The sequence below is a fragment of the Undibacterium sp. RuRC25W genome (genome assembly GCF_049339825.1).
GTDB lineage: Bacteria > Pseudomonadota > Gammaproteobacteria > Burkholderiales > Burkholderiaceae_D > Undibacterium.
On sequence record NZ_JBMPPD010000054.1, the window covers coordinates 1 to 20,996 of the forward strand.

At 46.0% G+C, this 20,996-nt stretch carries 21 protein-coding genes; 17 read left to right on the top strand and 4 right to left on the bottom strand.

Features of this window, described 5'->3' with window-relative positions; translation table 11 throughout:
- Positions 1-145: 145 nt before the first annotated feature.
- Positions 146-937 (bottom strand): WecB/TagA/CpsF family glycosyltransferase, encoded by a 792-nt coding sequence (locus tag ACO0KV_RS17650; RefSeq protein ID WP_423044358.1) that lies wholly within the window; start codon positions 935-937, stop codon positions 146-148.
- A 179-nt stretch (positions 938-1,116) separates the two neighbouring features.
- On the opposite strand from ACO0KV_RS17650, the gene ACO0KV_RS17655 reads away from it, so the two are divergent.
- From ACO0KV_RS17655 to bamC, 16 genes are all read left to right on the top strand, one after another.
- On the top strand, positions 1,117-1,782 hold the full coding sequence (locus tag ACO0KV_RS17655; RefSeq protein WP_423044360.1) for a phosphoribosylanthranilate isomerase: 666 nt from the start codon (positions 1,117-1,119) through the stop codon (positions 1,780-1,782).
- Positions 1,783-1,829: 47 nt separating this feature from the next.
- Positions 1,830-3,110: a tryptophan synthase subunit beta gene (gene trpB, locus ACO0KV_RS17660; protein WP_423044361.1), complete on the top strand. Its 1,281-nt coding sequence runs from the start codon at positions 1,830-1,832 to the stop codon at positions 3,108-3,110.
- Positions 3,111-3,289: 179 nt separating this feature from the next.
- Positions 3,290-4,087, top strand: coding sequence for a tryptophan synthase subunit alpha (trpA, locus tag ACO0KV_RS17665; protein ID WP_423044363.1), 798 nt, complete (start codon positions 3,290-3,292; stop codon positions 4,085-4,087).
- Between the two features lie 92 nt (positions 4,088-4,179).
- A complete protein-coding gene (accD, locus tag ACO0KV_RS17670; RefSeq protein WP_423044365.1) occupies positions 4,180-5,052 on the top strand; it encodes an acetyl-CoA carboxylase, carboxyltransferase subunit beta in 873 nt (290 codons plus the stop codon).
- Positions 5,053-5,108: 56 nt separating this feature from the next.
- Complete coding sequence (gene folC / locus ACO0KV_RS17675; protein ID WP_423044367.1) at positions 5,109-6,398, top strand: bifunctional tetrahydrofolate synthase/dihydrofolate synthase; 1,290 nt, start codon at positions 5,109-5,111, stop codon at positions 6,396-6,398.
- Positions 6,399-6,484: 86 nt separating this feature from the next.
- Positions 6,485-7,552 (top strand): SPOR domain-containing protein, encoded by a 1,068-nt coding sequence (locus ACO0KV_RS17680; protein WP_423044369.1) that lies wholly within the window; start codon positions 6,485-6,487, stop codon positions 7,550-7,552.
- A 12-nt stretch (positions 7,553-7,564) separates the two neighbouring features.
- Positions 7,565-8,053 carry a CvpA family protein gene (locus ACO0KV_RS17685; protein ID WP_423044370.1) on the top strand — a complete coding sequence of 163 codons (489 nt, stop codon included), beginning with the start codon at positions 7,565-7,567 and terminating at the stop codon, positions 8,051-8,053.
- A 22-nt stretch (positions 8,054-8,075) separates the two neighbouring features.
- A complete protein-coding gene (gene purF / locus ACO0KV_RS17690; protein WP_423044372.1) occupies positions 8,076-9,596 on the top strand; it encodes an amidophosphoribosyltransferase in 1,521 nt (506 codons plus the stop codon).
- 264 nt (positions 9,597-9,860) lie between these two features.
- Entirely contained in the window at positions 9,861-12,176 is a 2,316-nt protein-coding gene (locus ACO0KV_RS17695; RefSeq protein WP_423044374.1) for a TonB-dependent receptor plug domain-containing protein, read from the top strand.
- 87 nt (positions 12,177-12,263) lie between these two features.
- Positions 12,264-13,118, top strand: coding sequence for a 3',5'-nucleoside bisphosphate phosphatase (locus tag ACO0KV_RS17700; RefSeq protein ID WP_423044376.1), 855 nt, complete (start codon positions 12,264-12,266; stop codon positions 13,116-13,118).
- 63 nt (positions 13,119-13,181) lie between these two features.
- Positions 13,182-14,066 carry a protease HtpX gene (htpX, locus tag ACO0KV_RS17705; protein ID WP_423044378.1) on the top strand — a complete coding sequence of 295 codons (885 nt, stop codon included), beginning with the start codon at positions 13,182-13,184 and terminating at the stop codon, positions 14,064-14,066.
- A 50-nt stretch (positions 14,067-14,116) separates the two neighbouring features.
- Complete coding sequence (locus ACO0KV_RS17710; protein WP_423044380.1) at positions 14,117-14,740, top strand: L-threonylcarbamoyladenylate synthase; 624 nt, start codon at positions 14,117-14,119, stop codon at positions 14,738-14,740.
- Positions 14,741-14,832: 92 nt separating this feature from the next.
- Positions 14,833-15,507 carry a site-2 protease family protein gene (locus tag ACO0KV_RS17715; protein WP_423044393.1) on the top strand — a complete coding sequence of 225 codons (675 nt, stop codon included), beginning with the start codon at positions 14,833-14,835 and terminating at the stop codon, positions 15,505-15,507.
- A 2-nt stretch (positions 15,508-15,509) separates the two neighbouring features.
- Entirely contained in the window at positions 15,510-16,109 is a 600-nt protein-coding gene (locus ACO0KV_RS17720) for a class I SAM-dependent methyltransferase (protein ID WP_423044382.1), read from the top strand.
- A gap of 110 nt (positions 16,110-16,219) precedes the next feature.
- Complete coding sequence (gene dapA / locus ACO0KV_RS17725) at positions 16,220-17,104, top strand: 4-hydroxy-tetrahydrodipicolinate synthase (RefSeq protein WP_423044384.1); 885 nt, start codon at positions 16,220-16,222, stop codon at positions 17,102-17,104.
- A 78-nt stretch (positions 17,105-17,182) separates the two neighbouring features.
- Positions 17,183-18,346: an outer membrane protein assembly factor BamC gene (gene bamC, locus ACO0KV_RS17730; RefSeq protein WP_423044386.1), complete on the top strand. Its 1,164-nt coding sequence runs from the start codon at positions 17,183-17,185 to the stop codon at positions 18,344-18,346.
- Between the two features lie 166 nt (positions 18,347-18,512).
- Here bamC and ACO0KV_RS17735 read toward each other — a convergent pair whose 3' ends face one another.
- Positions 18,513-18,734: a hypothetical protein gene (locus tag ACO0KV_RS17735; protein WP_423044388.1), complete on the bottom strand. Its 222-nt coding sequence runs from the start codon at positions 18,732-18,734 to the stop codon at positions 18,513-18,515.
- A gap of 304 nt (positions 18,735-19,038) precedes the next feature.
- Positions 19,039-20,193, bottom strand: a complete 1,155-nt coding sequence (locus tag ACO0KV_RS17740; protein WP_423044389.1) for a JmjC domain-containing protein — start codon at positions 20,191-20,193, stop codon at positions 19,039-19,041.
- Positions 20,194-20,249: 56 nt separating this feature from the next.
- On the opposite strand from ACO0KV_RS17740, the gene ACO0KV_RS17745 reads away from it, so the two are divergent.
- Positions 20,250-20,825, top strand: a complete 576-nt coding sequence (locus tag ACO0KV_RS17745; RefSeq protein WP_423044391.1) for an FKBP-type peptidyl-prolyl cis-trans isomerase — start codon at positions 20,250-20,252, stop codon at positions 20,823-20,825.
- Positions 20,826-20,905: 80 nt separating this feature from the next.
- On the opposite strand, the gene ACO0KV_RS17750 is transcribed toward ACO0KV_RS17745, so the two are convergent.
- Positions 20,906-20,996: IS3 family transposase (locus tag ACO0KV_RS17750; protein WP_423042293.1), on the bottom strand; the 91-nt coding region annotated here is incomplete at its 5' end.

Genomic DNA, 20,996 nt, shown 5'->3' on the forward strand with positions numbered 1-20,996 from the left:
CGCAATTCGTTCCCATTGATCATCTCTCAACATCAGTCGCAGCATCGTTTCATTCTTTAAAATCTAGAATGTAAACACACTTCGGGAAAAGTTAACAGCTTTTTATATGTCAACACGCCCTAGTCGGATCCTTATTTCATGATGTCTACTTATGCAAGCGGCGCTCTTTTAATAGGATGCCAATAAATTTTGAACCTTGGATTGTATAGCGCTGCCACAGTCGGCGGGGTTCGCTGGCAAGGCGCCAGAACCATTCCAATCCAATTTTCTGCATCCACATTGGCGCACGTTTCTTTTGGCCTAATGCGAACTCCATCGCCGCGCCAACGCAAAGAATAAGCGGGCAATTGTTGCTGGTTTGCTCGCGTTGGTATCTGAACGCAAAATATTCTTGTTTAGGCATTCCGAGGCAAATAAATAAAATGTCCGGCCGCGTTTCCTGAATTCTTAGTATTGCAGCATCGGCCTCGGGACCGTCGGGCGTGAATTGCATTGAAGGACAGACGATATGAACTTTCAATCCAGGATAGACCTTCGCGAATGAAGCAATTAATTCATCTTCTTGTCCCGGCATGCCACCAAGAATGAAAATGGATGATCCCTTTGTTACTGCACCTTTGCACAAGGAAACAAACAAATCGGCACCAGTCACCCTTTCTGTCAGAGGGTGCGGTGTCATTTTACTTGCCCATACAATCGGCATACCATCCGCGAAAATATGGTCAGCTTTCGCATAAAGTGCTTTGAAATCTGGCTGCTGATCAAGGCGAACGATATGGTCGACGTTGGGTGTGACGATCACTTGGCTTCTGTTGCCTCTTTGTGCTGCAATGCGCAGCAGGTGGTCACTGGCTTGACTGAATTGCATGCGACGTATTCTGAGGCCGAATAGCTTGGTCACATCGTCCTCGTGGATTTCTGGGGTGGAGGTAATCATAGGCCTTCAGACAAAGATTTTGTTATTTGTCATGATTGTCGCAGAAGTTCGTTGCTTACATTGTGGCAGAAAGTAAATATTTTAATTTCGCAGGTAGAATCACGTTACTTTGAATCAAGCTAGGTGGATTGGCGCTCTAATATGGCCTCCATGCAGTTTTAACGACAGGAGTTTTCTTTATGCAGCACCGGACTAGAATAAAAATATGTGGATTGACAACTGTTGATGACGTTCGGATGGTTGCGGCTGCTGGGGCAGATGCTCTGGGTTTTGTTTTTTATCCACCCAGTCCCCGTTACGTAACGCCGGAACATGCTTCGCAATTATTGGGTGTGATCCCACCATTTGTAATTTCTGTCGGTTTGTTTGTTAACATCTCTGAGGCGGACCTGGTCGCCGTGATTGCTCAGGCGCCGGTGCAGTTGCTGCAGTTTCATGGCGATGAGACGCCAGAGCAATGTGCTAGCCTCGCGGCTGCGGTAAATCGTCCGTTTTTAAAAGCATTTCGCGTCAGGACTGACACAACCTCGCAGGATTTGTTAGAATGTGCTGCGGCCTATCGTGCTGCAAGTCCTTTGTTTCATGGTTTATTGCTCGATACCTTCGTGGAAGGTTACGGCGGTAGTGGAAAGGTTTTTGATTGGTCTCTCATTCCAAAAGAGCTCGCGCCTCGGGTCGTTTTAAGTGGTGGCTTGAGCGTACACAACGCGACTGGCGCAGTTAGTCAGGTGCGCCCTTTTGCTGTCGACATCAGTAGCGGTGTTGAACTGATAAAAGGTGTTAAGGATGAAATAAAAGTACGTGCATTTATCGATGCCGTGCGACAGGCTGATCAATTATGCTGAGTCGAGGTCGGGTTTATTCCTGAGCGACTTGGTCAAAGGGAAAAATAATGCAACAACCTACCCAATCCGGCATTTCTGCCCTTGGTTCGCTGGCTCAAGCCAGTGAGCAACCTAAAGAACTCTTTCATGCAACCAATTATCAATTTCCAGATGCGAGTGGGCATTTTGGTCAATATGGTGGCACTTTTGTATCAGAAACCCTGACCCATGCGCTGACTGAGCTTAAGGATGCTTACGCGCGTTATCAGCATGATCCTGTTTTTCTGGAAGAGTATCGCAACGAGTTAAAATATTTTGTTGGTCGCCCGTCGCCTGTCTATCATGCGCGTCGTTGGTCGGAGATGATGGGCGGAGCGCAAATCTATTTTAAACGTGAAGACCTGAATCATACTGGTGCGCACAAAATCAATAACGTGATCGGCCAGGCATTGTTGGCAAAACGAATGGGTAAACCACGTGTTATTGCAGAAACGGGTGCAGGTCAGCATGGTGTTGCAACTGCCACTATTTGCGCTCGATTTGGGCTGGAGTGCGTGGTGTACATGGGGTCTGAGGATGTTAAACGTCAGGCGCAGAACGTGTACCGGATGAAGTTGTTAGGTGCGACTGTTGTTCCCGTTGAATCTGGCTCAAAAACGCTCAAAGACGCTCTCAATGAGGCAATGCGTGATTGGGTGACCAATGTTGAAAATACGTTTTATATCATCGGCACTGTGGCAGGTCCGCATCCTTATCCGATGATGGTGCGTGATTTTCAGGCAGTAATTGGCGAGGAATGTTTATGGCAGATGCCTGAACAAACCGGTCGTCAGCCTGATTATGTGATCGCTTGCGTCGGTGGTGGTTCGAATGCAATGGGAATTTTTTACCCCTACATTGATGAGGTAAATACGCAGCTGATTGGTGTCGAGGCTGCAGGCGATGGTATCGAGACGGGACGTCACTCAGCATCATTAAGTGCTGGTTCTCCCGGTGTTTTGCATGGCAATCGTACCTACTTGTTGCAAGATGAAAACGGACAAGTCATCGAGACGCATTCTGTCTCAGCAGGTCTGGATTATCCTGGTGTTGGTCCTGAGCATGCATGGCTCAAAGATAGTGGCAGAGCACACTACGTTGGCATCACAGATGACGAGGCGTTGAAGGCTTTTCACGATTGTTGTCGTATTGAGGGCATTATTCCAGCATTGGAATCAAGTCACGCTCTGGCGTATGCCTGCAAATTGGCAGCAACTTTACCAAAAGATAAAATAATTTTGGCAAATTTGTCTGGCCGTGGCGATAAAGATATGCACACCGTTGCAGAGCGTGCCGGATTAGCGCTTTAATTTGGTTTTCAACCTCATTCGCGGTGTTCCTCTTAAATTGACTTAATTTGCGTGTCGGCGAGTCAGGTCACTTGATCAACTGGGAAGAACGGGGATGGGGTTGTCATAATCTGGCATGACTAATCACGACAATGGTGGCGAATCTTTGTCCTAATACTACTCAAATAATCAATACGTATATGTCAAAAATACAATCTACATTGGCTGAACTTGCTGTTCAGCAAAAAAAAGGACTGATTCCTTTTATCACTGCAGGCGATCCGTCACCTGAGATGACCGTTCCTCTGATGCACGCTTTGGTGGAGGGTGGGGCTGACATTATCGAACTGGGAGTGCCGTTTTCTGACCCAATGGCGGATGGCCCAGTCATTCAGCGCGCGTCTGAACGCGCACTGAAATTTGGAGTTGGTTTGCGTCATGTATTACAATTCGTCCGCGAATTTAGAGTAAACAATCAAAAAACGCCGGTAGTGTTGATGGGATATGCCAATCCTATAGAGCGGATGGGGCAAGATTTGTTTATTGCTGAGGCTGCAAAAGTAGGTGTTGATGGTGTGCTGGTAGTCGATTATCCTCCTGAGGAATGTGAGGAGTTCGCTGCCAAAATGCAAGTAAATGGCATGGATACAATCTTTCTGCTGGCCCCGACATCAACCGATGAGCGCATTGCATTGGTGGGTAAAATTGCCAGTGGTTATGTGTACTATGTGTCCTTGAAAGGTGTTACCGGTTCTGGAAACCTTGATTTGGATGCGGTTGCAGAGATGATTCCGCGCATCAAAAAACACGTCAAAGTACCTGTTGGCGTGGGTTTTGGGATTCGGGATGGTGCTACAGCAAGAGCGATTGCCTCGGTGTCGGATGCGGTTGTGATTGGTTCGCGTATTATTCAGGAATTAGAAAATTCGACGCCAGAAAATGGTGTTGTCGCAGTTAAAAGTTTTATTTCTGGTGTCAGACAGGCTTTGGACGAGTAAAATACGCTCCGGACAGGCCTGATCGGTTCTTTGACCAGATCGAACCAGATGCTAACGTATCAAAATAACGTTGGCTGCAAAAAGGAGAAAACATGAGTTGGTTAGAAAAATTGTTACCACCGCGCATACAGCGCTCGGAATCTGCAAATCGCAAATCCATCCCAGAGGGATTGTGGGTGAAATGTCCTTCTTGCGAAGCCGTACTGTATCGCTCGGATTTGGAAGCGAATATCCATGTCTGTCCGAAGTGCAGCCACCACATGCGTATTGGCGCTCGTGAGCGTCTGGATGCCTTGCTGGATGCTGGTGGTCGTTATGAAATCGGCCAGGAGATCATGCCTGTCGATACATTGAAATTTAAAGATAGCAAAAAATATCCTGATCGCCTTAAAGACGCCCTAGAAACAACCGGCGAAACTGACGCGTTGATAGTGATGGGTGGTTCTATTATGTCCATCCCTGTGGTTGCAGCATGTTTCGAATTCGAGTTCATGGGTGGTTCTATGGGGTCTGTTGTCGGTGAGCGGTTTGTTCGCGCTGCCCAGGCTGCGCTTGAACAAAAAGTACCTTTTATTTGCTTTACTGCAACTGGCGGCGCCCGAATGCAAGAAGGCTTGTTATCTCTGATGCAAATGGCAAAAACGACAGCGATGCTGACGAAGTTGTCAGAAAAACGTCTGCCATTTATCTCTGTGCTGACAGATCCCACAATGGGCGGTGTTTCTGCTTCCTTCGCTTTCCTGGGCGACGTTGTGATAGGCGAGCCGAAAGCATTGATCGGTTTTGCTGGCCCTCGCGTGATTGAAAACACTGTACGTGAAAAATTGCCTGAAGGTTTTCAACGTTCAGAATTTTTGCTGCAAAAAGGCGCGATCGATATGATCGTCGATCGTCGCAAAATGCGTGAAGAACTCGCGCGTTTGTTAGCTTTGTTGCAAAATCAGCCAGCTGAAGCTGTCGCTTAATTTATCTTACTTTTTCTAAAAGCCCGAACTAGTTTAATTCGGGCTTTTTTTATCCTATGTCCAAATTACCAGTAAGTTTGCCAGAATGGTTGGCGCTCCTTGAGACGCGTCATTCCAAAGAAATTGATATGGGGCTAGATCGTGTTGCTGCCGTCAAGAATCGTCTTCAAATCGAATATAAATGCCCTGTGATTATGGTTGCCGGAACGAATGGTAAGGGGTCAACCTGTGCCATGCTGGAAGCCGTTTTGCTGCAGGCAGGTTATCGCGTTGGCTTGTATAGTAAGCCACATTTTCTCGATTTTAATGAACGTGCTCGCATCAATGGTGAAAACGTCAATGATCAGGTTTTTATCGATACATTTACCGAAGTCGAGCTTAAGCGTGAAGACGTTTCTTTGACCTATTTTGAATTCACGACCTTGGCAATTTGTAAATTATTGGCTGATGCGAAACTGGATGTGGTGATTTTAGAGGTTGGTCTTGGTGGTCGTCTGGATGCTGTCAATGTCATCGATGCTGATGTATCCATTGTGACTAGCATTGATATTGATCACGTGGATTACCTTGGTGATACACGAGAAAAAATTGGCTTTGAAAAAGCCGGTATTTTCCGGCCGGGAAAGGCAGCTATCTGTGGTGATCCCTTACCACCTCAATCCTTGATTGACCATGCCAATAAAATTGGTGCTGATTTATGGCTATTTGGTCGCGACTTTAATTATAACGGCGATAAGCAACAATGGAATTTTGCGGGGCGCTCGCAACGTCGCAATTCATTGGGTTATCCAAGTCTGCGCGGGGCAAATCAGTTGCTCAATGCAGCCGCAGTCTTGGCGGCACTTGAAGCGTTACGTAATGAGCTTCCTGTTGGCGCGCAAGAAGTAAGAACGGGTCTAGTGATGGTTGATTTGCCGGGACGTTTTCAGGTAATGCCAGGCCGTCCAACGGTAGTGCTTGATGTGGCGCATAATCCGCATGCTGCAGCGACCTTGTCGCAGAACCTGGACAACATGGGTTTTCATGCCTATACCTACGCTGTATTCGGTTCTATGTTAGACAAGGATATTGGGGGCGTAATTGAGCAGCTAAAAGGGAAGGTTGACCATTGGTGTGTTTGTGATCTGCCATTGCCGCGTGCAGCTGGTGCTTCATATTTAAAAGATAAGATTGTTGAGGCTGGCGTACTGGCTGACTCAGAAAAAACTGTTCAAACGTTTAATTCTCCTGAAGAAGCCTATGCACATGCCATCAGCAAAGCGGGTGAAAATGATAGAATAGCGGTCTTTGGTTCTTTCCTGACGGTTGCTGGAGTTATGCGCGCCCGAAGGACTGCACTGCATTGATGTGATTTTGCGTTATTTCTCCACGATGGGACTATGCTCTTATGGCGCGTGGTGGTAGGTAACGCTAACCAACCAGACATTTGCTCATGGGTTTGCTCTCGCGTTTTAAACAAAAGAAAGAATCATCTGACAGCCACGATAGCGGTGAGTTCCGCTCTCGTTCTGAAGAGGATAGTGCTCAGTCACGCTCGCGTGGTAAAAAGCCCGAAAATACACGTAAAAACAAGGCAAATGATCCTGTTTTGCCAGAGAAGAAGCGTGCTAGAAGGCGGTTGATTGGTGCTACGGCGCTTGCTCTGGCTGCTATCATCGGTTTGCCAATGATTTTTGACTCTGAGCCTAAGCCGCTGCCGGAAGATATTACCATCCGCATCCCATCTAAAGATAAGGTGCCGGAACTTGAGGCCGCGAAACCTGTCGAACCCGCGCCTCCAAGAAAAAAGGATCTGATCGACGTAGATCCTGGTGAAGAGATTATTGACCCAGTATCGCCCGCCAACGGTACGTCCGTTTCAGTTGCCCCTATTAAGTCGGCGATCGATGATAGGGTAATAACGCAACTCAATACTACTGAGCGCAGTGCAGCGAAATCAGCAGCGATTACTCTTCCGAAAGTAGAGAGTAAGTCAGTTACCGATACATCCGATAAAGTTGTTGAAGTCAAATCGACAGCAAAACCTGAAGTCAAAGTTGAAAAAAAAGCGGACAACAAGCTAGATTCTAAAATTGAAGCGAAGGTTGATGTAAGGGTATCGTCTCATTCAGAGACTAAGTCGGATACAAAGCAAGACAGCAAGCCAGAGACTAAGACGGAAAATACGAAGGTTGCAAAACAAGTTCCTGACGACGATGCTGCCCGTGCCATGGCTATACTTGAGGGTAAATCGCCAGTCAAAGTGACGTCGAAAGTCGTTGATACCGATCATTCGTCCTATGTTGTACAGGTGGCAGCATTAGCAACCCAAGAAAAAGTCGACGAGTTGCAATTGAAATTGAAGTCCGCAAATATCAAGTCGTACACGCAAAAAGTGGCGACATCCTCAGGCGACAAAATCCGTATCCGGGTGGGGCCATTTGAGTCGAAAGATGAGGCCGATAAGATGCGTGCAAAATTGGCAAAGTTAGGCTTGAATGGTAGCTTGGTGCCGAATTAAACTGGAAGTATTGTGACTCTATTTGATTACATCGTTATTGTCATTTTAGTGTGTTCTGTTGTAATCAGCATGATGCGCGGTTTGATTAAAGAAATTTTATCTTTAGTAAGTTGGATTGTGGCGTTTGTAGTTGCAAATGCTTATAGCGAGTTGTTAGCTGGTTGGTTGCCAGCGGTCTTTCCCGGGCAGATTATCCGTCTGATTATTGCGTTTATTGCCTTATTTATTGGCGTGAGACTATTGATGGCGTTGGTCATGCTTGCTGTTAGCGCTGTTGTTGCAGCGACGGGATTGTCATTGGTGGATCGAGGTTTAGGTGGATTATTTGGTTTGGCACGCGGTTGTGTGTTGGTATTGGCAGCAGTGTTGGTGTGTGGAATGACCACTATCCCGCAACAAGCTTTTTGGAAAAATGCATTCTTTAGTCCCTTGGCAGAAACAGCGGCTCAGACTGTAATGCCGTTTTTGCCAACATCCATTTCCAGTCATGTTCGGTTTTAACTTGTCTTTTTAGGAGTCCACCATGTGTGGCATCGTCGGTGTAGTTTCAAATGGTCCTGTCAATCAATTGCTCTATGATGCGTTGCTGCTGTTGCAGCATCGCGGTCAGGATGCCGCAGGTATAGCAACAAGCCATGGTAGTAAATTTGCCATGCATAAAGCGAATGGTTTAGTACGCGATGTTTTCCGTACTCGTAACATGCGCTCGTTGCCGGGTAATATCGGTATTGGCCAGGTTCGCTATCCAACCGCTGGATCAACGAGTGAAGAAGAGGCTCAACCATTTTATGTCAATGCGCCGTTCGGTATCGTTCTGGCGCATAACGGCAATCTGACGAATGCCGTTGAACTCAAAATTGAGTTGTTTAAAAACGATCGCCGTCATTTGAATACTGATTCTGATTCAGAAGTGTTGCTCAATATTCTTGCGCATCAGATTCAAGAAGTGACCAGCGGCTACTCTCTGGATCCTGAGTCTCTGTTCCGCGCTGTCTCCATGTTGCATAGGCGTGTACGCGGTTCCTATGCAGTAGTCGCACAGATTGCTGGCTATGGTCTGCTGGCATTCCGCGATCCGTTCGGTATTCGTCCGTTGTGTATCGGTGTTTCACAGAACGAGTCCGGCACTGAGTACATGATTGCCAGCGAGTCTGTCGCACTCGAGGGGCTTGGCTTTAAGTTCTTGCGTGACGTTGAGCCGGGTGAGGCATTGTTCGTCGACTTGGACGGCAATCTCCATAGTCAGCAATGCGCAGAAAACCCTAGCCTGAATCCTTGTGCGTTCGAGTATGTCTATCTTGCACGACCAGATTCGATTATTGATGGTGCGTCTGTCTATTTGACCCGTTTGAAGATGGGTGAATATCTTGCAGAGAAAGTACGCAATCAATTCCGCGATGGTGAGATTGATGTTGTTATGCCTATCCCTGATTCTTCTCGTCCTTCAGCGATGGAACTGGCGTTGAAGCTCAATCTCGACTATCGCGAAGGTTTTATTAAAAATCGCTACATCGGTCGCACATTTATGATGCCTGGTCAGGCGATCCGTCGTAAATCGGTACGTCAGAAACTCAATGCAATTGGCTCAGAGTTTAAGGGTAAGAGCGTATTATTGGTTGATGACTCTATCGTACGTGGCACGACAAGTCGCGAGATTGTGCAGATGGCACGTGAGTCCGGTGCGAAGCGTGTGATTTTTGCGTCTGCTGCGCCACCAGTGCAGTTCCCTAACGTGTACGGTATTGACATGCCAACACGCAGTGAGTTAATCGCGTATGGTCGATCAGAGGAAGAAGTATGCCGCGAAATCACGGCTGACGCGCTCGTATACCAAGATGTGTCCGCGATGAAGCGTTCTATTTCTGATGTGAATCCTCGTCTTAAAAATATTGAAGCATCATGTTTTGATGGATTTTACATTACGGGCGACGTCACTTCCGGATACCTTGATTCATTGGAAGCGGCACGTAATAAACCACGACCAGACACAGAAGATCTATTGCGTTCTCAATTAAATTTAAATCTGGCGAATACCAGAGATTAAATGTGTAGTTGTTAGTAAAAATCGTTAAGTATCTAAAAAGCCTGCCATCCCAAAATGGCAGGCTTTTTTATGTAACGCAATCGCTGCAAATTTATCCGTGTTTACGTGACCCTGATGCTGCGCGTATCGGAAAGTAACCTGATGAATCCGGTGTTTCATTTTCATACAAAAACGTTAAGGGTTTTTCTAGGCGAAGTGTGAAATTAAAAATACAATCAAGCGAGCCTATTTTCAATTTGTTGTTTTCATTTTTCGGTCATTCTTATGCATGTTCCATTTCGTATTTCGTATTTAACCCTGTGTATTATTGGCGTATTTATTGACAGTTCATGCCGCCAGCAAGCGTTTGCTCAGTCGGTGGTTGTTGATTTGGCAACGCCAGCGGGGCAACTGGCTGCTGAAAAAAAGGCGGATAAGAATGCCAATCCCGATCAACTTAATGCGGCGCAAAAACGCGCTAAAAATACAGAACAAACTAAGAGCGACACCATACAAAAAGTGATAATTGATGGTGGGCGTAGTGATGATGATGCGCGCCGTCAATCAACAGCTGCCAAATTGATTTTTGGACGGGAAGAATTGGATAGAAACGGTGACACAAATCTTGGTGAAGTGCTAAAAAGACTGCCTGGCGTTACCATAGGAGGTAAGCCTGGGCGTGGCGGTGACATTCGGATGCGCGGTATGGGGAATGGTTATACCCAAATTCTGATTAACGGCGAACGCGCACCTCGAGGTTTTTCGATGGATTCGTTATCGCCAGATCAGGTTGAGCGAATTGAAGTGATTCGTGGCGCAGTTGCTGAGTATAGTACGCAGGCTATCGCTGGTACGATCAATATCGTATTAAGAGAAGATTACAAACAAAAAAACATTGAACTGAAAGCGAGTCTCAGTTCTGAACAAAATAGATTGGCGCCAAATGTATCGGTGTCCTATCCAGGAGAAATCGCTAACATCACTTATGCACTCAACGCGACCGTTTTTCAGAACCGTCAGCGTGATCAAAGTACGACTAATTCAGTCGAGACTGCTGGTGATGGAAGCACCAATCTTTTGCAAAATGAATATGATGAAACGCACCGCCATACAACCGGCATCGTTTTAACGCCACGTTTTAATTATAAATTTGAGAATGGCGATACGCTGATGTTTCAGCCATTTGTTATGCATTCAGAAAGCATTTCGGATGGTGTTAGCCTCGTTGATCAGATTTACCGTGCACCGAATGCCATTGAGCCGCCTGCGTATGCCGTTGCGAACAGTAGTGGATCTGCTGACACCACATTCAGTCGATTTTTTGGTAATTGGCAGCATAAATTCGAGAATAGTGCCAAACTCGCGGTCCGATTTGGCGGTGGCTACGGGAAGATGGATAGTTCTTCGGTCAGCAACGAATTTGACACTAATGGTGTCCCTGTCGCGGTAGTGAGTGTGACTAATACTACGGTCGATAAGACGCTCAATAATGGTGGAAAATACACTAGGCCTATTGGTGAAAAGCAAACTTTTGCGGCTGGTTGGGAGCTTGAATTAGGCCAGCGTAATCAAACCAGTATTTCTCTGAGTAACGGCAAACCGCAATTTCAGGATTCCGGTGACGATCTATCAGCTAGTTCCAAGCGCTTTGCGTTATTTGTACAAGATGAGGCAGATATTACTTCGCAGTTTTCCGCGTATGTTGGCATGAGGTGGGAGGGGATAAAAACAACAAGTACACTAGCCGGATTAGACGTTGGTAATACGAGTAGTGTCTGGAGCCCAATTGCGCATGCTGTCTGGCGCTTACCGGGAGACTCGAAGGACCAGATCCGATTCAGTTATGCGACAACTTATCGTGCCCCAGCTTTGAATGATTTGATTGCCATTCCGAGTATCTCTAATCTTAATAGCCCCACGCGCCCTGACCGAATTGGTAACCCCTTATTGAAACCGGAGTTGTCTAAAGGGATTGATGTTGCGTTCGAGCATTACCTGAGCAGCGCTGGTTTATTGAGTGCCAATTTTTTCATTCGTGATATCTCCGACCTGATGCGCAGAACAACGCAGCTGGTTAGTGGGCCTACGGGACAGCGCTGGGTGTCTTCTCCGGTCAATATCGGTTCTGCGACGACAAAGGGCGTAGAGTTGGAGGCGAAATTCCAGCTGCAAGAATTTTTTCCGGCAGGACCGGCTATTGATTTTCGTAGCAATTACAGCCGCTTTTGGTCAAATGTTGAAGATATTCAGGGCCCATATAATAAAATAGATCAGCAACCTCCTTATGCGGCAAATGCAGGGTTGGATTATCGTGTCAAAGGTCTCCCTTTGACGCTGGGTGGTAATCTCAATATAACGCCGGGATACTTTACGCAGGGTACTGATACGCAACTAAATTTAACGGGACTCAAGCGACAAATTGACTTCTATGGCTTATGGAAGTTTAAGCCAGATTTGCAACTGCGAGTATCCGCAAATAATTTCCGTGCGAATAACTACGTGTCAAGCACTGATGTAAGTTTGGGAGGGGTTAATCGTCTTGATTATGTCACTAACAAAACTTACACCACATTGAGTATTCGTCTAGAAATGAAATTGTAAGGCTATTCCTGCATTGCAGCATCAGCGGCGATGCAGGAGTACAATGGGGGCTCGATCTCTAATTGTATTTGATTTGCAAAGCCTGCCATGTCTGCTTTATCCCTCAATGTTGACTTTCATAGCCACTCCACTGTTTCTGATGGAGTTTTGACACCTTCTGTCCTTGCTGCGCGAGCCAAAAAAAATGGCGTCGACGTATGGGCGCTCACAGATCATGATGAAGTAGGTGGTATTGCTGAGGCGCGCGCAGCGGCAGCGGAGTTGGGGTTGCGTTTTATCGCGGGTGTCGAGATTTCGATTACATGGGCGGGTAAAACAATTCATATTGTCGGCCTCAATATTGATGAGAATAATCTTAATTTGGTCAAAGGCCTTGAGAAAACGCGTTCTGGTAGAGAGTGCCGTGCTCGTGATATGGCGCATGATCTCGCGACCCGCGCCGGAATCCCAAATGTATACGAAGGAGCCCTGAAGTACGTTGGCAATCCGAACTTAATTTCTCGCTCCCATTTTGCTCGTTATTTGGTGGAAATAGGTGCATGTATCTCCGTGTCTGATGTGTTCAAACACTATCTGAGTGAAGGTAAGCCAGGCTACGTGCCGCATCGGTGGGCGACCTTGCAAGAAGCTATTTCTTGGATTGTGGGAGCAGGCGGCGTGGCGATAGTTGCTCATCCAGGGCGTTATGATCTGACGCCGCTCGCCTATGACAGTTTTTTTCGCGAGTTTAAAGATCTCGGTGGGGTTGCGATTGAAACAGTTACCGGTAGTCACACTGTTGATCAGTATGAAGAATATACAAAAATTGCAAATCAGTATGGATTTTTGGTGTCTCGGGGATCAGACTTTCACTCACCACTGGATGCAGAGGTTGATATTGGAATGTTGCCGCCGATGCCCAAAGCATCTCACCCTGTGTGGGAGCGCTGGTTTGATGCTTGAAAATATCCCTAATGTCCATATATCCTAGTTAAGTTTATAGATTTCCTGCGTAGGGAGGATTGCATGAAGCGTATTGTTTTGTTTTTATTAACTAATCTGGCGGTGATGGTCGTGATGTCTATCGTCTTGTCCTTGCTTGGTGTAAATCGATTCCTCACTGCGAATGGTTTGCAGATGGGAACCTTGTTAGCTTTCTCTTTGGTGGTCGGATTTACAGGTGCGATATTCTCTTTGCTGATCAGTAAGCCGATGGCAAAGTGGTCGACGGGAGCGCGCGTCATCGATTCGCCTACCTCTTCGACTGATTTATGGCTGGTGAACACTGTCCGTATGTTGTCGGAGCGTGCAGGTATTCAGATGCCTGAGGTGGCGATTTATGAGGGCGATCCGAATGCCTTTGCAACGGGTGCATTTAAGAATTCTGCGCTAGTTGCAGTTTCCAGCGGTTTGCTTAATTCAATGACCCGCGAAGAAGTTGAAGCAGTTCTTGGGCACGAAATTGCTCACGTAGCTAATGGCGATATGGTGACAATGGCGCTCATTCAGGGTGTCGTGAATACGTTTGTCGTCTTTTTGGCGCGAGTTGTGGGCTATGTTGTTGATAAAACTATTTTGCGTAGCAATGATAACGACGAGGAATATCGACCAGGTATCGGCTATATGGTGACCGTATTTGTTTGTGAAATTGTATTTGGTATCGCAGCGTCGATGATTGTTGCGTGGTTCTCTCGCCAGCGTGAATTTAGAGCTGATGCTGGTTCTGCCAAGTTGCTTGGCAATCGACAGCCAATGATTCATGCTCTCGCAAGGCTGGGTGGAATGGAGCCGGGTGAACTGCCGAAGTCTATCGCTGCGGCTGGTATCAGTGACAAACCTGGTTTCATGGAATTATTTTCGTCGCATCCACCAATGGAAGCCCGTATCGCTGCTTTACAGAATTTACAATAAAGCAGGATTAACTTTGTGGCGGTGGCAATAGCTACCGCCCTTATTCTTTTATGAGCCAATTTTTCCAGATACACCCTGATAATCCACAGTTGCGTTTGATTAAGCAAGCGGTGCAGATCATCGATGGCGGAGGCATCGTCGCCGTACCGACGGACTCCTGCTACGCCTTAGTTTGTCACCTCGACGATAAAGAGGCGGTGGCCCGGTTGCGCCGGATTCGCGGCGTAGACGAAAAACATCACTTAACGTTGTTGTGTCGTGATTTGTCAGAAATCGCACTGTACGCAAAGGTCGATAATCGTCAATATCGCTTGCTAAAAGCGGCCACACCAGGTCCTTATACAATGATATTGGAGGCGACCAAAGAAGTCCCACGACGTCTGAGCCACCCTTCTCGTAAGACGATTGGTTTGCGCGTCCCAGAAAATAAAATCACTCATGCGCTTCTCGAAGAATTGCGTCAGCCATTACTAGCAACGACGCTTATTTTGCCAGATGACCCAGAGCCAATTACAGATCCTGAGATTATTCGTGAACGCATGGAAAAGCTTGTTGATTTAGTCATTGACGGTGGTCCATGCAGTCTGACGCCAACGACTGTGATCGATATGACCTCTGATACACCTACCCTGATTCGTCAGGGGCGTGGGGATATCAGCTTATTTGGTTTATAGTGTCGTCCCCGCATCGCTACGATGCATTTGCAAAGATCAGGACTTTTTCGTCCTGTAAAATAACATTTTTATAAAAATAATTTATGAATGAAATCGTTGAGTTGATCAGAACTGTGCTGATCTACGCTTTACCAGTTGTCTTTGCAATTACCCTGCATGAAGCAGCGCGCGGCTACGCAGCGAGATACTTTGGGGATATGACGGCGTTTAGTCAGGGGCGCCTCAGTCTCAATCCCATGGTGCATATTGATCCTTTTGGAACCATCATTATCCCAGTTGCGCTCTACCTTGCGACAGGTGGCGCTTTTCTCTTTGGTTACGCCAAGCCCGTTCCTGTCGATTTTTCAAGATTAAAAAATCCTAAGCGCGACATGGCCTGGGTTTCTTTGGCGGGCCCCGCGGCTAACTTTGCGATGGCTTTTTGCTGGTTGCTCTTTGGCGTTATATTGCAGTCCGCTGATGTCACTGAAACATATTTCATTAAAGTGGCAAGTGCAGGCCTGTTGACCAATCTCGTGATGCTGGCGTTCACTTTATTTCCGATTCCTCCTTTAGCTGGTGGCCGTATTCTGATTAGTTTGCTTCCAAATAAACTCGCTTATAAATTTGCACAAATTGAACCTTATGGATTTTTTATTGTAATGGGTCTGGTGATGGTGCATTGGTTGCAATTCTGGCTAGTACCAGTAATGCTCTTCGCTAATATGTTGCTTCAACTTATTGTCTCCCCATTTGCGATGTTACTTGGCGTCTCTGGTTTGCAATAAATATGATTGAAATCAAAAGCCAAATCTCGCATCCCAGCGGCGCTATTACTCAGACTGCCGCATCGCCTTGGGTGAAACGGTTTGTGTCTTTAGCGCCAGCAGGTCAAATCCTCGATCTTGCCTGCGGATATGGGCGACACGCTTCGTGGCTATTGTCTGAAGGTAATGAGGTGGTGGCGCTTGACCGCAACACTGAGATGTTATCCGAGTTGGAGCGACAAGGTGCCCGAATTGTTCTTCATGATCTCGAGCCAGATGCCGAAACAGCAGATTGGCCGTTTGCTGATAATTTATTTGCAGCAATTATTGTTTGCAACTATCTTCATCGTCCCTTATTCCCACATTTGCTTGCCAGTTTGAAGCCCGGTGGTATATTGATTTATGAGACGTTTGCGTTAGGCAATGCCTTATTTGGCAAGCCATCAAATCCTCATTTTTTATTGAAACCGGGTGAACTTTTTCATCAAATGGCTTCTAACCCATCGGTAGCTATGCAAGTGATTGCTTATGAAGAGGGATTCATTCAAGATCCAAAGCCAGCGATGGTTCAGCGTATTTGCTCGCGTAAGGCACCTCAGGGAACAGAAAACGACGTCCTTTGAGTCCTGACATATGGTTTAGTTGAAAAGTTTGAACCCAAAATCTACCTATTTACACCCCGATTCGCAGTCAATCCGCTACAATCGGGGTTTTACTTTTTTCGTGCACTAACATGACAAAGATACAGGGAAGTCTGGTTGCTATTGTGACCCCTATGCATGCTGATGGCAGTCTTGATTTGCCTGGCTTGCGCAAACTGATTGACTGGCATATTGCTGAAGGTACAGACGGCATTGTGATCGTCGGTACTACTGGTGAATCTCCAACGGTAACGCCTGAAGAGCATTGCGAATTAATTCGCGTGGCAGTTGAGCATGTAAATAAGCGAGTGCCAGTGATCGCTGGCTCTGGCGGCAATTCAACCGCCGAAGCCATTGCATTGACTACATTTGCAAAAGAAATCGGTGCAGATGCTTCCCTGCAAGTCGTACCTTATTACAACCGTCCTACGCAGGAGGGTATGTATCAGCACTTCAAAAAAATCGCTGAGTCGGTCGATATTCCAGTTATTTTATACAATGTCCCAGGACGTACAGTGGCGGATATGTCTAACGAAACGATTGTTCGTTTGGCGCAAGTCCCAGGTATTATTGGTGTAAAAGATGCAACTGGAAATATTGGTCGTGGTATTGATCTGATCCGCTCTGTGCCTTCTGATTTCGCTGTGTATTCAGGTGATGATGCGACGGCGATGGCGTTAATGTTCTGCGGCGGTAAAGGAAATATTTCTGTAACGGCAAACGTTGCTCCAAAAGCGATGCACGAAATGTGTGTGGCGGCAATGAATGGCGATATCCAAACCGCTATTGCAATTAATAACCGTGTTTTTTCTTTGCACAATAAATTATTTATTGAGCCAAATCCTTTGCCTGTGAAATGGGCGATGACTGAGATGGGTCTGATTCCACCTGGAATCCGTTTGCCGCTGGTGCCTATGTCAGAGCAATATCATGAGACTGTTCGTGCCGCTTTGCGCGAAGCAGGCGTATTGCAATAAGTACCATTCTGAACGGCTTATAATTAAGCCGTTTGCTTTAAGCTGTTTAAATTGATAATAAATCGTAGGGACTTTCACATGGCAAAAAGCTTTGTTGCTAAAAATGGAATCGTCGGCGCAGTGGCGTTAATTGGCTTGTCTGGTTGTACTGTTACAAACTTACTCGAGCCTAACAAGATTGATTACAAAAGTGCGGGAAAGGTAGCAACTGTCTCTTTGGAAGTCCCTCCGGACTTGACACAAATCCGTCGCGATAGCCGTTTTGCCATTCCTGAGGCGAACAAATCGACTGCCACAGCTTCTGGTTATAACCTTGAAAAAAGTGACAAGACAACAGCTACAAGCTCGACGATTGCGCCTAGTCAGTTAAAGGATATGCATATCGAGCGCGAGGGTAATCAGCGTTGGTTGGTGCTGAATAATCAAACTCCGGAAGCTTTATGGCCGCAGCTTAAAGACTTTTGGCAAGACCTAGGATTTCTGATTAACGTCGAAAATCAAGATACAGGCGTGATGGAAACGGATTGGGCGGAAAATCGCGCAAAAATTCCGCAAGACATTATTCGCGATACCTTAGGTAAAGTTTTGGATTCATTATATTCAACTGGTGAGCGTGATAAATTCCGCACGCGGATTGAGCGTGGTGCAAATGGTCGGATTGAAATTTTTATCAGTCACCGTGGTGCGCAAGAAATTGCTTCGGGCTCTCAGAAGGATAATATTATCTGGACTGCACGTCCGGAAGATCCGGGCCTTGAAGCTGAATTTCTCACTCGTTTGATGGTGCGTTTAGGCGCGGATCCTGAAGGTGCTAAACAAGCGGTAACAACTACCGTCGTGAGCTCTAAAACGCATGCGCAGCTGCTTAAAGATGGTGCTGCTTCCTACATTGTAGTGGATGAGGGTTTTGATCGTACGTGGCGCCGAGTTGGCTTGGCCCTCGATCGGGTCGGTTTTACTGTGGAAGATCGCGATCGTTCTAAGGGTCTTTATTTTGTTCGTTATATTGACCAAGACATCGAGGCAAAAACAAAAGGGGCAAGTGAAGGTTTCTTCTCTAAACTGTTCTCCTTCGGCTCGTCTTCGGATACTGATAAAAATGCCAAGAAATACCGTGTTTTTATTAAGAACGCTGCAGCTGGCGACTTGAGTAATGTCACAGTTCTGGATGCTGATGGTAAGCCTGACTCTTCAGCGGTTGCTGATAAGATCCTGAAATTGTTACAAGATCAATTGAAATAAAATTACGGATTACCTTCATAAAAAAACGCGGCATGCCGCGTTTTTTTATTGCTTTCTAACTAAGAGATAGCTTATTCGTTTGTGACTGGGATCGGTAGTGCGAAAGTACGGAACTTGAATAAAAAAAGCCGACCTAGTGGTCGGCTTTTTAACAAGTAATTAAAAATTACTTGGAAGCTGGTGCCGCTGTTGCGGAAGCAGCTGGAGCTGCATCAGAAGCTGGGGCTGCGTCAGAAGCAGCAGCTGGTGCTGGTGCTGCTGCTGGAGTTTCAGCTGCTGCGGAAGCTGGTGCTGGAGCAACTGCGGATGCTGCTGGAGCTTCGTCTTTTTTGCCACAAGCTGCCAAAGCGATTGCTAACAGAGATACGAGCAAGAGTGATTTTTTCATGTTTGTACTTTCAATAAGTAGATCAAAAAATAAGATCAAAATTTTGCGATGAATAATTACCGGTAATTATCGCTCTATAGGCTTACTCGAAGAAGTTATATGGCAATAATACCGCCGGCTCCTCCGAAAGTTTCCTAGCCCATGATTATAATGATTTTTCCGCTAATGGAATAGATATTGATGCCTAATTGTCTCCAATTTCTTAATATTTTCCACTGAGGAAATCATCTAAACGTGGAAAAGGAAGATTTTTGAAGAAAATCCGGCTTTTTCGACACCAATCCAATTCTTGGAAATTAAAAGATTATCTTAATTGCAACCAGCCATCTTCGTACCAAAGACAAAATGCTTCCAGTACGTCTGGGGTCGTCTCTGCTAAGTCTTCTCCTGATAAACAACGCTCATCGGCGAGTTTTGTCAATAATTTGGCATCTTCCTGTCCAACGGCAAAAGATTCTCCGTTGATAAAGACGTGCTTACCTTTATATAGCATGCTGGACTTTAGAGAAAGTTTAATGCCTCGTTTTTGCGCACTTTGCCCAAAACGTTTTGGCGAAAGTGGTTTTTCAGGTGAGTCAAAGTAGACGCTCGCTTTAGGCTCCGACAAATATTCGCCTATAAAAATCGCAATATCTTCTGGTGAGAACGTAATTTTTGCTATTTGTTCTGCGATCTTATCAACCATATCGTCACTGATCTCTGCGGGGTTAGCAGTGGGCTTGAGTTCTGGGTCAGCATAGCGACCCGGTAATTCAATCGTATCAGTCATGAAGCTGAGGAAGGATTCTCCCAGTTCCTGGAAGGAGGGGGCACGGAATCCAATAGAGTAAGTCATGCACTCGCCAATGGCGACGCCGTCGTGAGCGTATTGTGGAGGTAGGTATAGCATATCACCTGGCTCAAGAATAAATTCCTGCTCTGGGGTGAAGTTTTTGAGAATCTTAAGTGGCATGCCTTCAACTAGAGATAAATCTGTTTGGGCGCCTATTTTCCACTGGCGTTGACCGTGTGCTTGTAGCAAAAATACGTCATAAGAATCAAAATGCGGTCCAACTCCCCCACCATCAGCGGCGTAACTAATCATCAAATCATCGAGTCTTGCATCGGGGATGAAGCTGAACTGACGCAGCAGGTCATCTGCGGCTTCGTCATGGAGGTTAACTCCCTGAACTAACAGCGTCCAGTCTTTCTTTTCTTTGACTGGAATTTTGTTGATAGGGCCATTCTTCATTTCCCAGCGTTCTTTGAAGAAAGTAATTAATCGTGACTCAACATCATCGAGTCCAGCAAGTTCAAACAATTCTTCAGAAGTCAATAAAGGAGAAAATCCTGGAATTGCCTGCCGAATCACTAAGGGCTTTTTGTGCCAGTATTCGCTAAAAAATTGATCGGGACTGAGTCCGCCCAAGAGCGGTAAGGGTATGGAATTTTTTTTCATGTCAGTATTATAGGCTTGCATGAATGCTTCTTCCAGACGGGTATAATCAAGGATGAATATTTTTTTAAGGATGTTGTATGAAGATTGTCAAAAACTCAGTAGTTACAGCCCGTTATAAATTGACAGATGCGCAAGATAATCTGATTGAAGAAGGGCAAGAGCCTATGGTTTATCTTCATGGTGGTTACGACAATATCTTTCCTAAGATTGAAGAGGCTTTGGAAGGTAAAGAGGCTGGTTATGCAACCACATTGCAACTCAACCCTGAAGATGCATTCGGCGACTACGATGCTAACCTAGTAAAGGTAGAACCACGATCCCGTTTTCCATCGCCATTAGAGGTGGGAATGCAATTTGAGGGTATGCCAGAGGATTCAGATGAATCAGATGATACCGATGAGCCTACTGATGAAGCACATATTTTTACTGTGACAGATATTGCTGACGACAAAGTTGTGCTTGATGGCAACCATCCTTTAGCAGGGATTGCATTACGCTTCTCTTTGACAGTAGAGAATGTTCGTGAGGCAAGTGATGAGGAAATCGCCCACGGCCATGTGCACGGCGCTCACGGACACCATCACGACGATGAAGACGAAGATGATGATGCTGGTGCTACTGGTGACGAGTACCGTAGCTATCCAATTCATTAATCCTTTGGGTTATTGGCGTTTTATTGTTGAAAAAAAAGCCGCTGTTTGAACTGACCCCATTTAGTTGGACAGTTTAATTGCTATGCTACTAAGGGCTGATTTCTGTATTGCACAGGACTCAGCCCTTTTAATTTCATTTTGATGCGGTCATGATTATAGTATCGAATATAG

Coding starts and splice junctions, on each gene's coding strand:
- ACO0KV_RS17650 (WP_423044358.1), bottom strand. CDS start 937: ATGATTACCTCCACCCCAGAAATCCACGAGGACGATGTGACCAAGCTA.
- ACO0KV_RS17655 (WP_423044360.1), top strand. CDS start 1,117: ATGCAGCACCGGACTAGAATAAAAATATGTGGATTGACAACTGTTGAT.
- trpB (WP_423044361.1), top strand. CDS start 1,830: ATGCAACAACCTACCCAATCCGGCATTTCTGCCCTTGGTTCGCTGGCT.
- trpA (WP_423044363.1), top strand. CDS start 3,290: ATGTCAAAAATACAATCTACATTGGCTGAACTTGCTGTTCAGCAAAAA.
- accD (WP_423044365.1), top strand. CDS start 4,180: ATGAGTTGGTTAGAAAAATTGTTACCACCGCGCATACAGCGCTCGGAA.
- folC (WP_423044367.1), top strand. CDS start 5,109: ATGTCCAAATTACCAGTAAGTTTGCCAGAATGGTTGGCGCTCCTTGAG.
- ACO0KV_RS17680 (WP_423044369.1), top strand. CDS start 6,485: ATGGGTTTGCTCTCGCGTTTTAAACAAAAGAAAGAATCATCTGACAGC.
- purF (WP_423044372.1), top strand. CDS start 8,076: ATGTGTGGCATCGTCGGTGTAGTTTCAAATGGTCCTGTCAATCAATTG.
- ACO0KV_RS17695 (WP_423044374.1), top strand. CDS start 9,861: ATGCATGTTCCATTTCGTATTTCGTATTTAACCCTGTGTATTATTGGC.
- ACO0KV_RS17700 (WP_423044376.1), top strand. CDS start 12,264: ATGTCTGCTTTATCCCTCAATGTTGACTTTCATAGCCACTCCACTGTT.
- htpX (WP_423044378.1), top strand. CDS start 13,182: ATGAAGCGTATTGTTTTGTTTTTATTAACTAATCTGGCGGTGATGGTC.
- ACO0KV_RS17710 (WP_423044380.1), top strand. CDS start 14,117: ATGAGCCAATTTTTCCAGATACACCCTGATAATCCACAGTTGCGTTTG.
- ACO0KV_RS17720 (WP_423044382.1), top strand. CDS start 15,510: ATGATTGAAATCAAAAGCCAAATCTCGCATCCCAGCGGCGCTATTACT.
- dapA (WP_423044384.1), top strand. CDS start 16,220: ATGACAAAGATACAGGGAAGTCTGGTTGCTATTGTGACCCCTATGCAT.
- bamC (WP_423044386.1), top strand. CDS start 17,183: ATGGCAAAAAGCTTTGTTGCTAAAAATGGAATCGTCGGCGCAGTGGCG.
- ACO0KV_RS17735 (WP_423044388.1), bottom strand. CDS start 18,734: ATGAAAAAATCACTCTTGCTCGTATCTCTGTTAGCAATCGCTTTGGCA.
- ACO0KV_RS17740 (WP_423044389.1), bottom strand. CDS start 20,193: ATGCAAGCCTATAATACTGACATGAAAAAAAATTCCATACCCTTACCG.
- ACO0KV_RS17745 (WP_423044391.1), top strand. CDS start 20,250: ATGAAGATTGTCAAAAACTCAGTAGTTACAGCCCGTTATAAATTGACA.